Origin of the sequence: Rhodococcus sp. DT1 (genome assembly GCF_049844875.1) — a bacterium.
Classification (GTDB): Bacteria; Actinomycetota; Actinomycetes; order Mycobacteriales; family Mycobacteriaceae; genus Rhodococcus.
The window spans coordinates 285,933-299,497 of sequence record NZ_JBNCLW010000004.1 but is presented as its reverse complement, the minus strand read 5'-3'; the positions used below and the strand labels follow the sequence as shown (position 1 = coordinate 299,497).

The following is a 13,565-nucleotide window of genomic DNA, read 5'->3' as shown; positions in this document are numbered from 1 at the left end:
CTGCTTTTTCGGACCGGAGGAGCGTCACACCATCCGGCGGACCACCGACAGCGGCAGCACCTTCATCGCGAAGCCCAGCGGCACCCAGGGCCACGCGGGCACGTAGGCGCGGGCAGGCTCTCTCTCGATCGCGGCCGCCAGTGCGCGACATCCCGTTTCCGTGTCGACGATGAACGGCACGTTCTTCACCTTCTCGTTGATCTCCGACCGGATGAAGCCCGGGTAGATCGTGCTCACACCGATTCCCGTGTTCGCCAGGTCCGCCCGCATCCCCTCGCCGAGCGACGCCACCGCGGCCTTCGAAGCCGCATAGGTGGTCATGTTCCTCGGCATTCCGCGGAGAGCGCTCATCGACGAGATGAGCGCGACGTGCCCGGCGTTGCGCGGTCGCATGAGTTCGAGCGCGGCTTCGCTCTGCGCGAGGGCACCGAGGAAGTTCGTGGTGGCCGTCTGCGCGTTCGCACGAAAATAGCCGGTGCCCAACGGTTGTCCCTTGCCGAGACCCGCGTTGACGATCACCCGGTCGAGACCTCCGAGTTCCTCGTCGAATTCACGGAAGACGGTGAAGACGTCGTCGTGCCGGTCGACGTCGAGAGCACGCAGCGTCACCGTGATGTGCGGATGTTCGGCGAGCAACTCGGTACGCAGTGCCTCGAGCCGGTCGACGCGCCGCGCCGCGAGTGCGAGATTTCGTCCCCGCGCCGCGAACTCGCGCGCCATCCCGGCACCGAGGCCGGAACTGGCACCGGTGATGAGGATGTTGCGTCGTTCCGGTCGGCTCATCGCACTTCGCTTTCGATTCGGTCGATCAGCGCGTTGCAGCGCGTATCGAGATAGCCGACGATGACCCAGAAATCCTTGAACGCCGGGTTGGTGGTCTGGCCGTGGTGGTAGCGGTAATAGATCTGCTGCGCGATGACGGCGAGCCGGAACAGGCCGAACACCTCGTAGAAACCCCAATTGTCCACCGGCAATCCGGTTTTCTCGGAGTAGTAGTCGACGATCTCCTGCCGGGTGAGCATCCCGGGAAGGTCGGAGGGCTGCCGCTTGGTCGCGAGCAGCATCGGATCGTCGTCGGCTTGCACCCAATAGGCCAGGGACGAACCGAGATCCATCAGCGGGTCGCCGACGGTGGCCAGTTCCCAGTCGAGAACCGCCAGCGGTGTGCACGGATCGGTCTCGTCGAGCACGACGTTGTCGAGGCGGAAGTCACCGTGGACGACCGTTTGCGCCACGTCGGCGGGCTGTGCTCGATCGAGCCAGGTCCGCACCCGGTCGAAGTCGGGAACGTTGTCGGTGCGGGCCTTCTCGTACCGTGACGACCACCCCGCCACCTGGCGGGCGACATATCCGGTGCCGCGGCTGAACTCGTCCAGTCCGGTCGCGGCCGCGTCGACGCTGTGCAATTCGACGAGCAGATCGACGATCCGCAAGCAGAGGCCGCGGGTCTGTTCGGGCGTGAGTGCGAGATCCGTCGGCGGATTCGTGCGCAGGATCGTTCCGGGTACGCGTTCCATGACGTAGAAATCACTGCCCAGGACGCTGTGGTCGGTGCACAGGCCGATCATCGTCGGGACGTACGGGTAGACAGGGGCGAGCAGCGACTGGATGCGGTACTCGCGCACCATGTCGTGGCCGGAGGACGGTTTCGCGCCCACCGGTGGTCGCCGGAGCACGAGATCGCGGTCCGGGTACCGCAGCAGATAGGTGAGATTCGATGCGCCACCCGCGAACTGGTGGACCGCGGGAACGCCGTCGATGCCGGCATGTTCGGAGAGCCACGACGCCACCGCGGCGACGTCGAATGCGTCTTCCTCACGCACATCGCGCGCGTTGTCGGGAAGAGTCGTCACTTCTGCCGTACCCCGTCCTGCTTGTACTTGCCGAGTTCGCCGCGCGCGATCAATCCCTGATGGACCTCGTCCGGCCCGTCGGCGAGACGCAACGCACGGGCCGCCGTCCAGGCTCCGGCGAGGGGGAAATCGTCGGACAGCCCCGCGCCACCGTGGATCTGGATCGCGAAATCGACGATCTGCTGCGTCACGCGGGGCGCCGCGACCTTGATCTCGGAGACTGCCGACCGGGCACCGGCGAGACCTTGCGTATCGAGCAGCCATGCCGCGTGGAGAACGAGCAGTCGCAGCTGATTGATCGCGATGCGGGCGTCGGCGACGCGCTCACGATTACCCCCGAGGTCGATGAGGGGTTTGCCGAACGCGGTGCGCTCGAGGCCGCGACGGCACGCGAGTTCGAGAGTGCGCTCGGCGAGGCCGACGAGACGCATGCAGTGGTGGATACGGCCGGGTCCGAGTCTGCCCTGGGCGATCTCGAATCCTCGGCCGGGGCCGGCGATGATCGCGTCGAGCGGCAGCCGCACATCGGTGAACGACACCTCGCCGTGCCCTGCGGGCTCGTCGTAGAACCCCATCGTCGGCAACATGCGTTCGATCGTCACGCCCGGGGTGTCCACGGGAACGAGGACCATCGAATGCCGTTGGTACTTGTGAGCTTCCGGATCGGTCAGCCCCATGAAGATCAGGACCTTGCAGTCCGGGTGCCCGATGCCGGTGCTCCACCACTTGCGCCCGTCGAGCACCACCTGGTCGCCCTCCACCACGGCGGTCGCGGCCATGTTGGTCGCGTCCGACGAGGCGACACCGGGTTCGGTCATGCAGAACGCGGAGCGAATCTCGCCGTCGAGCAGGGGGCGGAGCCACTGATCCTTCTGGGCTGCACTGCCGTAGTGGTAGAGCACCTCCATGTTGCCCGTGTCGGGCGCGGCGCAGTTGAACACCGCGGAGTAGAACGGCGAGCGTCCCATTTCCTCTGCGAGCGAGGCATATTCGACGTTCGACAGACCGGCGCCGAGTTCCGCGTCCGGAAGGAAGAGATTCCACAGTCCCTGGGCGCGGGCAGCACGCTGGAGTTCGCGGAACTCGTCGCTCACCGCCCATGCGTCTGCACCGGAAGTGTCCTGGCGCTGGGCCTGGGCGACGCCGCGGGCGGCGTGCAGGCGGGCTTCCACCGGCGCGACCTCGTCGGCGATGAACGTGCGGAGCCGCTCGAGATAGTCGCGGCTGCGGTCGGACTGTCCGAAATCCATGTGCGCCTTCCGTAGGAACGGTAATGAGCAATGCTCAGTTAGGCTAACCGGATGAGCACCCCGCGACAAGAGGTCGGCAAACGCCGACGGCTGCCACCCGAGGAACGACGCCGGCAACTCGTCGCGATCGGTCTGCAGGAACTCGCGACGCGCCCCATCCACGCGCTCTCCATCGATCGTGTCGCCGACATCGCCGGAATCTCCCGCAGCCTGTTGTTCCGGTACTTCCCGACGAAACAGGACTACTACGTGGCGATCGTCGGTTCCGCCTCGCGCCGCCTGCTGCGCGCGGCGGTACCCGCCCCGGGCGACCCCGATCCGCTACGCGCGATTCTGCAGGCGTTCGTGTCGTTCATCGACCGGCACGGCGACAACTACCAGACCTTCTTCCACGGCGGATACGGGTCCGATCCGCAGATCCGCGAGATCCACGGTTCGATGAAGAACACCCTGGTCGATCGCGTGATCTCCGCGCTCGGGTGCGCGGACGGCTCGCTCACCCGGATGCGGCTTCGGGGATGGTGGTCGCTGGTCGAATCCCTCGCAATCGACCGGCTGCACGAACCGGGGCTCTCCGTCGACGATGTGGTCGACTACGTCAGCACGCTCCTGCCCGCCGTCCTCACGCCGGACGACGAGCTCACAGCCCCGGAATCTGGATCGTGACCCCGGGGAACACCTCGATCTGCGGCGGGACGGGCACGGGTAGCTGAACCGGCGGTGCCGGAATCGTGATCGGCGGAAGATTCGAGAAATCCGGAAGCCGGAACCCGGGGACGGGGGCTTCCGACTCGGGCTCCTCGATTCCCGGGTCGGCCGGTACGCCGGCCTGACCGCCGATCGGTGCCGGCCACGGGAAGCTCTCCACCTCGGTACCGGCGAGGGCGCCGTCCATCGTGCCCTTCCAGATGTCCGCCGGCAGGCTCGACCCGTAGATCGATCCGCCCCAGCTGTTGGTGATGGGACCGGCGTCGGGTGTTCCGATCCAGACCGCTGTCGACAGGGACGGGGTGTATCCCACCATCCACGCGTCCTTGTTGAGCCCGGTGTCGCCGAGCTGCGTGGTGCCGGTCTTCGCCGCCGAGGGGCGGCCCCCGGCCAGTGCATGTCCGCGCGAGTGCGCCGCGATGGGCAGCATCGCCTGCGTGGCATTGTCGGCGACGGCGGGATCGATGCGCTGTTCGGCGGGGGAGGCGGGCCGATCGAGAAGTACCACACCGTCCGCCGTGACGACCTTCTGCACGAAGTACGGCGCGCGGTACGTCCCGGACGCGGCGAGCGTCGCGTACGCCGATGCCATGTCGATGACCCGGGACTCGTACTGGCCGAGCACGATGCCGCCTTCGGGAGGCCCGTTCGTCGTTCCGAGGGTGGTGCCTTCGACGCCGGGAATGGTCTTCGGGATTCCCGCCCGGTGTGCGATGTCGGCGATCTTCTGCGGACCGTCCTTCATCGACATCATGAGCCGGTAGAAGCTGGTGTTGAGCGACCGCTTGAGTGCTTCCGCGATGGTGCACCGCCCGCACGATTCGCCCTCGACGTTGCCGATCTCGAGGTTCCCGATCTTCAGCGGTGAGCTGTCGAACTTCGCGTTCAGACCGATCCCCTCGTCGAGTGCCGCGAGCAGGCCGAACACCTTGAACGACGAACCGGTCTGCAGGGGCGCCTGCGCGTAGTCGAACCCGGCGCCGTCCTCACCGCCGTAATAGGCGCGTACGGCACCGGACCGGGGGTCGATCGACACGACCGCGGTGCGGAGGTCGGGGTTCTCGCCTTCGAGCGTGCGGCGCGCGGAGCCGACGGCAGCCTCTTGCGCGACGGGGTCGATGGTCGTGGTGATGCGCAGGCCCTCGGTGTTGAGAACCTGCTCGCTGATCCCGGCCTGAGACAATTCACGCAGGACGTGGGACCGGATCAGGCCCTCCGGTCCCGTCGCCTGACTCGCGAGCGCGAGCGAGTTCGACGGCACGGTGTCCGGGAACACCTGGGTGGCGCGCTCACCTTCGTCGAGCACGCCCATACCCACCATGCCGTCCAGCACGTAGTTCCAGCGTGCCTCGACGGCGAGGCGGTTGTACTCGGGATCGAGAGTCGACGGGGTCTGGATCACGCCCGCGAGCACGGCCCCTTCGGACACCGACAGCTCACCGACGGGCTTGCCGAAATATGCCTGCGACGCCGCCGCGATTCCGTATGCGCCGCGCCCGAAATAGATCGTGTTGAGGTACGCCTCGAGGATCTCGTCCTTCGACCATTCGCGGGCCATCTTCGTGGAGATGACGAGTTCGCGCATCTTCCGGTCGAGAGTGCGGTCCGCGCCGACCAGGACGTTCTTGACGTACTGCTGCGTGATCGTGGAACCGCCACCGGCGCTTTCCTTACCCATGACGTTGTCGCGGGCCGCGCGGGCGAAGCCTGTGATCGAGAAACCCGGGTTGGTGTAGAAGTTGCGGTCTTCGGCCGACAACACCGCGTCGCGGACGTGCACGGGCACGTCGTCGATGGTGATCTCGACGCGGTTCCCTTCGGGCGGCACGACCCGCGTGATCTCGGTCGTGTCGTCGGCGGCATAGATCCGCGCGATCTGGTTCGTCTTCAGGTCGGCCGGACGCGGAACCTCTGTCGCCGTGTACGACGACATGAAGAACCCCGCGGGCACGATCACCAGAAGCGCGACGACGGCGAGCACTACCCACCGCGCGATCCGCCACCCACTCGAGCGCGCGGACTTTCTAGAACCGTTCCTGCCGGTTGTGTGCCTGTTCGAGGAAGTCACTCGTATCACTTTCTCCGGAATCCGGGCGGGCAGGGCAATCGCACCCGACTAGGAATGGTACGGAAGTGCCCGGCACAGATGATCTACGAGCAGATCAGGAGCCGGTGCGCCGCCAAGCCCGGAACGCGAACCACCACGCCACCGCGAAGCCGAGGAGCACCAGCGACGGCACGATCCCCGGCGCCGAAGTACGCATCTCGGCCACCGCGCCGACCACCGCCAGCACGGTGAAGACGGTGAGAAAGCCCAGGAGCATCTCGAGTCGCTGCCGTTTCGGAAGACGTTTCACGACTTGACGCCACCTGCGGTCAGACCCGAGATGATCCGGCGCTGGAACAGCAGCACCATGATCACGAGCGGCACCATCACGAGTGTGCCGCCGGCCATGATCGACGCGTACGGGGTGACGTACGGGTCGGTTCCGGTGAAGCGGGCCATCGCGACCGTCACCGGTGCGGTGCGTTCGCTCGAGAGCTGCGACATCAACAGGAACTCGTTGACCGTCGCGATGAACGCGAGGATCGCGGTGGTGAACAGCGCGGGGGCCGCCAGCGGCAGCATCACGAGGCGGAAAGCCTGTCCGCGGGTGGCACCGTCCATCCGCGCGGCCTCTTCGAGTTCCCAGGGAAGCTCGGAGAAGAACGACGTGAGGGTGTACACGGTCAGCGGCAGCACGAAGGAGATGTTCGGGATGATCAGGGCCTGATAGCTGCCGATCCAGCCGATGTCGGTGAACAACTGGAACAGCGGCGTGACGAGTGCGACGACCGGGAACATCGACGCACCCAGGATGATGCCCGTGACGAAGTACTTGCCACGGAAGTCGAACCGTGACAGTGCGTAGGCGGTGAACACGCCGATGAGCAGGGCGATCGCGGTGGTCGCACCCGCGATGATCACGCTGTTGAGCAGTGCGCGCGAGAAGTTGACCTTGGCGGCGGGATCGAGTGCGTCCGCGAAGTTCTGCAACGTCGGGTTCGACGGCCACAGGGAGGTGCTGAACGTCTCCCGCGGATCCCTCAATGCCGTGACGATCATCCAGTAGCACGGAGCGAGGCCCCACACCACGATGATCGCGACCCCGACGTAGGTGCCGAACGAGCGCAACCGGGGCTTGGACGTGCGCGCGGCGGTCATGCGACCTCTCCCTTCCGCTGTTTCTCCTGGGTATCGACGGCGTTGGCCCCCAGGAACCGGACAAGGACGAATGCGCACGCGAAGATGATGAGGAACGTGATCGTCGACAGCGCCGACGCCGAGTTCGCACCCTGCCGCATCTGGTCCACGACGAGCACCGAGATCGTCGACGTCGCGGGATTGGAGCCCATCATGATCGCGGGCAGGTCGTACATACGCAGCGCGTCCATGGTGCGGAACAGGATCGCGACCATCAACGCGGGCTTGACCAGCGGCAACGTGATCTGCGTGAAGCGTTGCCACGCGTTGGCTCCGTCAACCTTCGCTGCCTCGTACACGTCCGACGGGATCATCTGCAGACCGGCGAGGATGAGCAGCGCCATGAACGGCGCGGTCTTCCAGACGTCGGCGACGATGATGGCGAAACGGGCGGGCCAGGGATCGGCGGTCCACATGAAGTCGGTGCCGAGCAGTTTGTTGGCGATACCGTCGTTGGCGAAGATGAAGAACCACAGCTTGGCGGTGACGGCCGTGGGAATCGCCCACGGCACCAGGACCGAAGCGCGCAGCAGGCCGCGGCCGCGGAACGACTTGGCCATGACCAGCGCCATCGCGAAACCGACGACGGTCTCGAGCGAGACGGTGACGACCGTGAAGAAGAACGTATTGAAGATCGACTGCCAGAACTGGGAGCCGAGCGTCCCCGGGGGACACGGGATCGTGCCGGTGGCAGTCCCACAGGTCTGGGTGATCCAGCGCGTGTAGTTGTCGATCCCCACGAAGCCGCCGGTGACGAATCGACCGGTCTCGGGATCGAGGGTCTTCGCGTCACCGTGTACCGACATCCACACCGCTCGTCCGAGCGGATACAGGATGATGACGGCCAGGACGATCATCGACGGAGCGACGAACATCCAGATCGGGATCGTGCGTCGCTTCTTCACCACGGGTACGGGCGCGTTGGGCCCACGATGCCGCCCACCGACATGCCCGCGGTCGGGACCTGACGTGGTCCCGACCGCGGTGTCGTGTGGCGGATCCGCGGGAATACCGACCTGCGGTTCTGCCATGTACTGCTCCTAGAGCATCAGTTGCCGGCGGTTGCGATGCCGGCCTGGGTGTCGTCCAGCGCCTGCTGAACGGTCTTCTCACCGCGGATCGCGGCGTAGGAGTTGTCCGAGATCGCCTTCGACACGGCCGAGTAGTACGGCGACGCCGGACGCGGCTTGGCAGCCTCGAGAACTTCCTTCAGCGTGGTGAAGTACGGGTACTGCTCGATGATCGCCGCATCGTCGTAGACCTCGGCGAGGACGGGAGCGCCGCCCGCTTCGGCGTAGTACAGCTGCGACTGGCGCGTCTGCATGAACTCGAGGAAGTCACGCGCGGTCTCCGGCGCATCGCTGAACGCGCTGATGCCGACGTTGTAGCCACCGAGCGTGGACGCACCCGGTCCGTCGACACCCGGGAGGACGGCGATGCCGTACTTGCCGGCGATCGAGGAGCTCTCACCGTCGGTGTAGAAGCCGGGCCACGTGCGCAGGAACATCGCCTCACCGTTGCCGAACGCGGTCTGCGACTCGCCCTCGGTGTAGGTCTGCGCCGCAGCCGGGATGATGTTGTCCTCGAACGCGTCGACGATGAACTGCAGGCCTTCGGCGGTCTGCTCGTCGATTGCCGGTGCGAGACCGTCTTCTCCCACGAAGGAGCCGCCGAAGCCGTTGACGATCTCGGTGACGTTGACCGTCAGGCCCTCGTAGTTCTTGAACTGGCCGATGTAGCACGCGATGCCGGCTTCTTCGGCCTTCGGGCACTCGGCCTTCAGGTCGTCCCACGTGGCGGGCGCCTGGTCGACGAGATCGGTGCGGTAGTAGAGGAACGCACCGTTCGTGTTCTTGGGAGCGGCGTACAGGGTGCCGTTGTAGGTGCCCGATTCGACCGTCGCGGGCAGCAGGCCCTCGGTGTCGATCGCGAAGTCGCCCTCGAGGGGCCGCAGCCATCCGTTGGCCGCGAATTCCGCGGTGTTGGTGACGTCGACGGCGATGAGGTCGTACTCGTCGCTGCGCGCCTGCATGCGCTGCGCGATGTCGTCGTACTGGTCGTTGGCCTCGGTCGCGAGCGGCTTGAACGTCACCTGCTCGTCCGGATGATCGGCGTTCCAGTCGGCGATGATGCTTTCGAGCGCCGTGTTCAGGGGATCCTGACCCTCGACGATCGTGATCGGGCCGCGGCCGCCTGCCGGCGCAGCACTGCTGTTGTCGTCGCTGCCGGCGTTGTCGTCGGACGAGCAACCTGCGAGGACGAGCGCAGTGGCCGCCGTCGCGGCGATCGCGGCTCTACGCATCGCCTTCGTGTTGAGATTCATCAACTATCTCCCCATTCGAGGTCGGAAAATATCGCCGGTAACGCGGAGGTAACCGACACCGGCCACTACTGTGGCACGCGCCACCCGGAAAAGTCGGCATTCCGCCCATCCTGGACGGCCGAGTGTCGGGGTTCGCCGGTGCTCACCTCCGGAGGTCAGCCGATGCGCGTCCCGTCCGACGTCCTGAAGATGTGAACCTGCTCGGGGTCGAACCGCAGGTGCACGCGTTCGCCCTTCTGGGGCGGACTCCGCCAGTCGCTGCGCGCGACGATCTGCTGGTCTCGGCCGCCGACCACCGCGCGCCCGTAGACGTACGCCTCGGAACCGAGTTCTTCGACGACGTCGACATCCATGGGCAGGCCGTCGTTCGAGATCTCGAGATGCTCGGGACGGATGCCGAGGGTGACCTCCGACTCGGTGACCTGGCCGACCACATCGCGCGGTACCGGCACATAGCTCTCGTCCAGCCGGACGCCCCGGTCGATCACCGGGAGCCGGAACAGGTTCATCGCGGGCGACCCCATGAATCCGGCGACGAAGACGTTGGCGGGCTTGTTGTAGAGCACGCGCGGCGACGCGCACTGCTGCAGGACACCCTTGTCGAGGACCGCGACGCGGTCACCCATCGTCATCGCCTCCACCTGATCGTGAGTGACGTAGACGGTGGTGGTGTTGAGCCGGCGCTGCAACTGTGCGATCTGCGTCCGGGTCTGGACGCGGAGTTTGGCGTCGAGGTTGGAGAGCGGTTCGTCCATCAGGAACACCTGCGGCTGGCGGACGATCGCGCGGCCCATCGCGACGCGCTGCCGCTGACCACCCGACAGCGCCTTGGGCTTGCGGTCGAGGAACGGTTCGAGGTCGAGCATCTTGGCGACTTCGACGACCCGCTCCCGGATGTCGCTCTTGGGGTGCTTCGCGAGCTTGAGGGCGAATCCCATGTTCTCGGCGACCGACATGTGCGGATACAGCGCGTAGTTCTGGAAGACCATCGCGATGTCGCGTTCCTTCGGATCCTGCGCGGTGACGTCGCGGTCGCCGATGAGGATGCGGCCGCTGTGCACTTCCTCGAGACCGGCGAGCAGGCGCAGCGACGTGGATTTGCCGCAGCCCGAGGGGCCGACCAGGACGAGGAATTCCCCGTCCTCGATCTCGAGATCCAGCGAATCGACCGCGGGGGTCGTCGAGCCCGGGAACAGGCAGACCGCCTTGTCGAAGGTCACCGAGGCCATCGCAGATCCTTTCCGAAGCGGAACACAGTCTGTGCGGTAGGGGAATCTACCGTGTTCGTGGCGTATTTCCGCTACTCGGTGTGAACTCGTCGTCCTCGCCCCAGACCTGGATCCCGCGGAGGCCGGGAACGTCCCCGCGATGGAACACCGGATCGCGTCCTTGCTTGCGCTGTGCGGTGTAGTTGTGGAACAGCGCGTAGGCGATGCCGGACAGCGGGATCAGCGCTATCAGGTTGACGATCGCCATCACGCCCATCGAGAGGTCGGCGAGTGCCCACACGAGGGGCACCGATCCGATCGCACCGAGAAACACGCAGAGCACCACTGCGCTGCGCAGGTACGGCAGTGCCCTGCGCGTCCCGGTGAGAAATTCGATGTTCGATTCGCTGTAGTAGTAGTTGCCGATAACGGAGGTGAAGGCGAGAAAGAAGATCATGACGGTGAGGAAATGCACCGTCCAGTCGCCCAGTTGCAGCGACAGTGCGTTCTGGGTCATCGCGGCACCCTCGAGACCGCCGCCGAACTCGGGCTCGGACAGCAGGATGATGAACGCGGTGATCGAGCAGACGAGCCAGGTGTCGAAGTACACGCCCAGGCTCTGCACCAGTCCCTGCTTGACGGGGTGCGAGACGGACGCCGTGGCGCCGGCGTTGGGTGCCGACCCCATGCCGGCTTCGTTCGAGAACAGGCCCCGGCGGATGCCGTTCATGAATGCGGCACCGAATCCGCCGCCGACGATCTCCCGGATTCCGAACGCGTTCTCGAAGATCAGCCGGAACATCCCCGGCACCTCGCCCACGTTGAGAATCACGACCACCACACCGATCACCAGATATGCGGTCGCCATGACCGGAACCACGATCTGCGACACCGCCGAGATCCGCCGGACCCCGCCGAAGATCACGGCGGCCACGCACAACGCGACCCCTATTCCCACGACGACCTGCAGACCGAAGGTCTTGTCACCGACCGAACCGGCGACCGCATCGACGATCGAGTTGGTCTGCACCGCGTTGAACACGAACCCATAGGTGATCGTGATGATCACCGCGAAGATCATTCCCATCCAGCGCTTACCGAGCCCGTACTGCATGTAGTACGCGGGTCCGCCGCGGTATGCGCCTTTGTCACGCACTTTGTACAACTGCGCGAGGGTCGATTCCAGGAACGCCGTCGACGCTCCGATGAGCGCCATGGCCCACATCCAGAACACCGCACCCGGGCCGCCGAGGCTGATCGCGATGGCGACCCCCGCCACGTTGCCGGTACCGACGCGGGACGCCGCCGAGATCGAAAAGGCCCGGAATGCGGAGATGCCTTCTTCCCCGTCGGGGAGTCGCTCGGGCTTCTCCACGATCGAGCGCAGCATGTCCGGAATCAGCCTGATCTGGATGAACCGCGACCGGATCGTGTAATACAGACCGGATCCGATGAGCAAGGCGATCACGGCATACCAGAACCGGTCGTTGACCGCGGTGACAAAATCGACTGCGACGTCCATCCTGCCGATCTTGGGCTGTTCACGGAGATCCCGCAGCGCTTTGAGGTCAGCACCCCGCGTCGGTGCGACGGCCTACCCTTCTCTGGTGAGCTCGGACAAGATGTTGACCCGGATCGGTGGCCTGCTGAGACAGGCCGAGTCGACGGACAACGCGCACGAAGCCGACGCCTTCCTGGCGGCCGCGCAGCGACTCGCGACCGCCGCCTCCGTCGACCTCGCGGTGGCACGCGCGCACGCGGGCGCCAAGGAGCGTCGCGCCACCCCGGTGCAGCGACTGGTGACCATCGGCGAGGTCGGGAAGAAGGGTCTGCGCACCTACGCGCAATTGTTTCTGGCCATCGCCGCGGCCAACGACGTGCAGTGCGACATCACGACCACGTCGACGGTGATCTTCGCCTACGGCTTCGCCGACGACATCGACGTGTGCGAGGCGCTGTACTCGTCGCTTCTCGTGCAGATGGTCCGTGCGTCCGACGCGTATCTGCGGTCCGGCACCTACCGCAGCGAGTCGACGGTCCGTACCGTGATCGAACGGCGCGGCGGGCGCGAAGTCAGAACGCGGGTACGCAAGCCGATCGCTCCCGTCACCGCGAGGCTCAACTTCCAGTCGGCGTTCGCGGCCCGCATCGGTGCACGACTGGCCGAAACCAAACAGGAAATCGAGAAGGACGCCGAGTCGTCGTCTCCCGGGACCGCGCTCGTGCTGCGCGGCAAAGCCGTGGAATTGCGCGACTTCTACCGCAGCACGTCGCAGGCCCGGGGAAGCTGGCGGGGTAACCGTGCTCCGTCGGCACGCTCGACCGATGCACAGCGTGCCGGCGACAGGGCGGGTCGCGCGGCTCGCTTGGGTACGGCACCCGAACTCCCGTCGTCGCCGAGGAGGCTGGAGAAATGACCCGGGTTCGTGACATCCGCAAGTCGGCGGTGTACGACGCGGAGTCGATGGTGCGCCGGATGTTCGATCTCGCCGACGAGCGCGGTCTGCGCACGGTCGAGGTGGCCGGATCGAGTGTGACGCTGCCCGTCGAGCGGCGGTTCGCGTCCCTCGATTCGGTGCAGCGGTACGTCGATGCCGTACTCGCGCTCGACTGGGTGCGTGCCCGCTGGCCTCGCGCCGCGGTGCCCGTCCGGATCCGTGTACGCGCCGGGAATACCGCTGCGCATTACGAAAATGATTGCGCCACGATCGCCCTGCCCGAGCATCGCGCGAATCGCGCCTGGGCGTTCCGTGAACTCGTGGTTCTGCACGAACTCGCTCACCACCTCGATCCCCAGGATCCCGACGATCCCACTGAAGCAGCTCACGGCGCCGGTTTCGTCGATCGCTTCCTCACGCTGGTCGGTGAGATCATCGGCGCGGAAGCAGTATTCGTGTTGCGTGCCACGGGGATCACCGGAGGCGAACAGCGCACCTGACAGGACGAGATCCGTCTCGTGCGCTGTCCGCCCGGACGCAG

13 protein-coding genes are annotated in these 13,565 nt (G+C 66.0%); 3 read left to right on the top strand and 10 right to left on the bottom strand.

Features of this window, described 5'->3' with window-relative positions:
- Positions 1-24: 24 nt before the first annotated feature.
- From ACLQ3J_RS12020 to ACLQ3J_RS12010, 3 genes are read right to left on the bottom strand one after another with little or no spacing between them, the layout of a single operon-like run.
- Complete coding sequence (locus ACLQ3J_RS12020) at positions 25-783, bottom strand: SDR family oxidoreductase (protein ID WP_169652337.1); 759 nt, start codon at positions 781-783, stop codon at positions 25-27.
- Positions 780-1,853, bottom strand: a complete 1,074-nt coding sequence (locus ACLQ3J_RS12015; protein ID WP_169620958.1) for a phosphotransferase family protein — start codon at positions 1,851-1,853, stop codon at positions 780-782. Before ACLQ3J_RS12015 ends, ACLQ3J_RS12020 begins: the two co-directional genes overlap by 4 nt.
- Positions 1,850-3,103 carry an acyl-CoA dehydrogenase family protein gene (locus ACLQ3J_RS12010; RefSeq protein ID WP_425903345.1) on the bottom strand — a complete coding sequence of 418 codons (1,254 nt, stop codon included), beginning with the start codon at positions 3,101-3,103 and terminating at the stop codon, positions 1,850-1,852. The genes ACLQ3J_RS12015 and ACLQ3J_RS12010 overlap by 4 nt, the downstream gene beginning before the upstream one ends.
- Before the next feature lie 51 nt (positions 3,104-3,154).
- On the opposite strand from ACLQ3J_RS12010, the gene ACLQ3J_RS12005 reads away from it, so the two are divergent.
- On the top strand, positions 3,155-3,769 hold the full coding sequence (locus tag ACLQ3J_RS12005; protein ID WP_169652336.1) for a TetR/AcrR family transcriptional regulator: 615 nt from the start codon (positions 3,155-3,157) through the stop codon (positions 3,767-3,769).
- On the opposite strand, the gene ACLQ3J_RS12000 is transcribed toward ACLQ3J_RS12005, so the two are convergent.
- The 7 genes from ACLQ3J_RS12000 to ACLQ3J_RS11970 all read right to left on the bottom strand — a co-directional run bounded on the left by ACLQ3J_RS12000 (position 3,744) and on the right by ACLQ3J_RS11970 (position 12,108).
- Positions 3,744-5,918: a transglycosylase domain-containing protein gene (locus ACLQ3J_RS12000; protein ID WP_425903534.1), complete on the bottom strand. Its 2,175-nt coding sequence runs from the start codon at positions 5,916-5,918 to the stop codon at positions 3,744-3,746. The two genes, ACLQ3J_RS12005 and ACLQ3J_RS12000, sit on opposite strands and share 26 nt — an antisense overlap.
- Before the next feature lie 55 nt (positions 5,919-5,973).
- Positions 5,974-6,168 (bottom strand): hypothetical protein, encoded by a 195-nt coding sequence (locus tag ACLQ3J_RS11995; RefSeq protein WP_169620954.1) that lies wholly within the window; start codon positions 6,166-6,168, stop codon positions 5,974-5,976.
- Complete coding sequence (locus ACLQ3J_RS11990) at positions 6,165-7,016, bottom strand: carbohydrate ABC transporter permease (RefSeq protein WP_169620953.1); 852 nt, start codon at positions 7,014-7,016, stop codon at positions 6,165-6,167. The genes ACLQ3J_RS11995 and ACLQ3J_RS11990 overlap by 4 nt, the downstream gene beginning before the upstream one ends.
- Positions 7,013-8,086: a carbohydrate ABC transporter permease gene (locus tag ACLQ3J_RS11985; RefSeq protein ID WP_169620952.1), complete on the bottom strand. Its 1,074-nt coding sequence runs from the start codon at positions 8,084-8,086 to the stop codon at positions 7,013-7,015. The genes ACLQ3J_RS11990 and ACLQ3J_RS11985 overlap by 4 nt, the downstream gene beginning before the upstream one ends.
- A 17-nt stretch (positions 8,087-8,103) precedes the next feature.
- Positions 8,104-9,378: an ABC transporter substrate-binding protein gene (locus ACLQ3J_RS11980; protein ID WP_169620951.1), complete on the bottom strand. Its 1,275-nt coding sequence runs from the start codon at positions 9,376-9,378 to the stop codon at positions 8,104-8,106.
- A gap of 155 nt (positions 9,379-9,533) precedes the next feature.
- On the bottom strand, positions 9,534-10,607 hold the full coding sequence (locus ACLQ3J_RS11975) for an ABC transporter ATP-binding protein (RefSeq protein ID WP_169620950.1): 1,074 nt from the start codon (positions 10,605-10,607) through the stop codon (positions 9,534-9,536).
- 46 nt (positions 10,608-10,653) lie between these two features.
- Complete coding sequence (locus ACLQ3J_RS11970; protein ID WP_169620949.1) at positions 10,654-12,108, bottom strand: alanine/glycine:cation symporter family protein; 1,455 nt, start codon at positions 12,106-12,108, stop codon at positions 10,654-10,656.
- An 85-nt stretch (positions 12,109-12,193) separates the two neighbouring features.
- On the opposite strand from ACLQ3J_RS11970, the gene ACLQ3J_RS11965 reads away from it, so the two are divergent.
- Both ACLQ3J_RS11965 and ACLQ3J_RS11960 read left to right on the top strand, forming a co-directional pair.
- On the top strand, positions 12,194-13,003 hold the full coding sequence (locus ACLQ3J_RS11965) for a DUF2786 domain-containing protein (RefSeq protein WP_425903342.1): 810 nt from the start codon (positions 12,194-12,196) through the stop codon (positions 13,001-13,003).
- Positions 13,000-13,524 (top strand): TIGR04338 family metallohydrolase, encoded by a 525-nt coding sequence (locus ACLQ3J_RS11960; protein ID WP_169620947.1) that lies wholly within the window; start codon positions 13,000-13,002, stop codon positions 13,522-13,524. The genes ACLQ3J_RS11965 and ACLQ3J_RS11960 overlap by 4 nt, the downstream gene beginning before the upstream one ends.
- Positions 13,525-13,565 lie beyond the last annotated feature (41 nt).

Excerpts from the sequence above, each read along its gene's own strand:
- ACLQ3J_RS11990 (WP_169620953.1), bottom strand. The coding sequence starts at position 7,016 with ATGACCGCCGCGCGCACGTCCAAGCCCCGGTTGCGCTCGTTCGGCACC.
- ACLQ3J_RS12020 (WP_169652337.1), bottom strand. The coding sequence starts at position 783 with ATGAGCCGACCGGAACGACGCAACATCCTCATCACCGGTGCCAGTTCC.
- ACLQ3J_RS12010 (WP_425903345.1), bottom strand. The coding sequence starts at position 3,103 with ATGGATTTCGGACAGTCCGACCGCAGCCGCGACTATCTCGAGCGGCTC.
- ACLQ3J_RS11980 (WP_169620951.1), bottom strand. The coding sequence starts at position 9,378 with ATGAATCTCAACACGAAGGCGATGCGTAGAGCCGCGATCGCCGCGACG.
- ACLQ3J_RS11985 (WP_169620952.1), bottom strand. The coding sequence starts at position 8,086 with ATGGCAGAACCGCAGGTCGGTATTCCCGCGGATCCGCCACACGACACC.
- ACLQ3J_RS11970 (WP_169620949.1), bottom strand. The coding sequence starts at position 12,108 with ATGGACGTCGCAGTCGATTTTGTCACCGCGGTCAACGACCGGTTCTGG.
- ACLQ3J_RS12005 (WP_169652336.1), top strand. The coding sequence starts at position 3,155 with ATGAGCACCCCGCGACAAGAGGTCGGCAAACGCCGACGGCTGCCACCC.
- ACLQ3J_RS11975 (WP_169620950.1), bottom strand. The coding sequence starts at position 10,607 with ATGGCCTCGGTGACCTTCGACAAGGCGGTCTGCCTGTTCCCGGGCTCG.
- ACLQ3J_RS11960 (WP_169620947.1), top strand. The coding sequence starts at position 13,000 with ATGACCCGGGTTCGTGACATCCGCAAGTCGGCGGTGTACGACGCGGAG.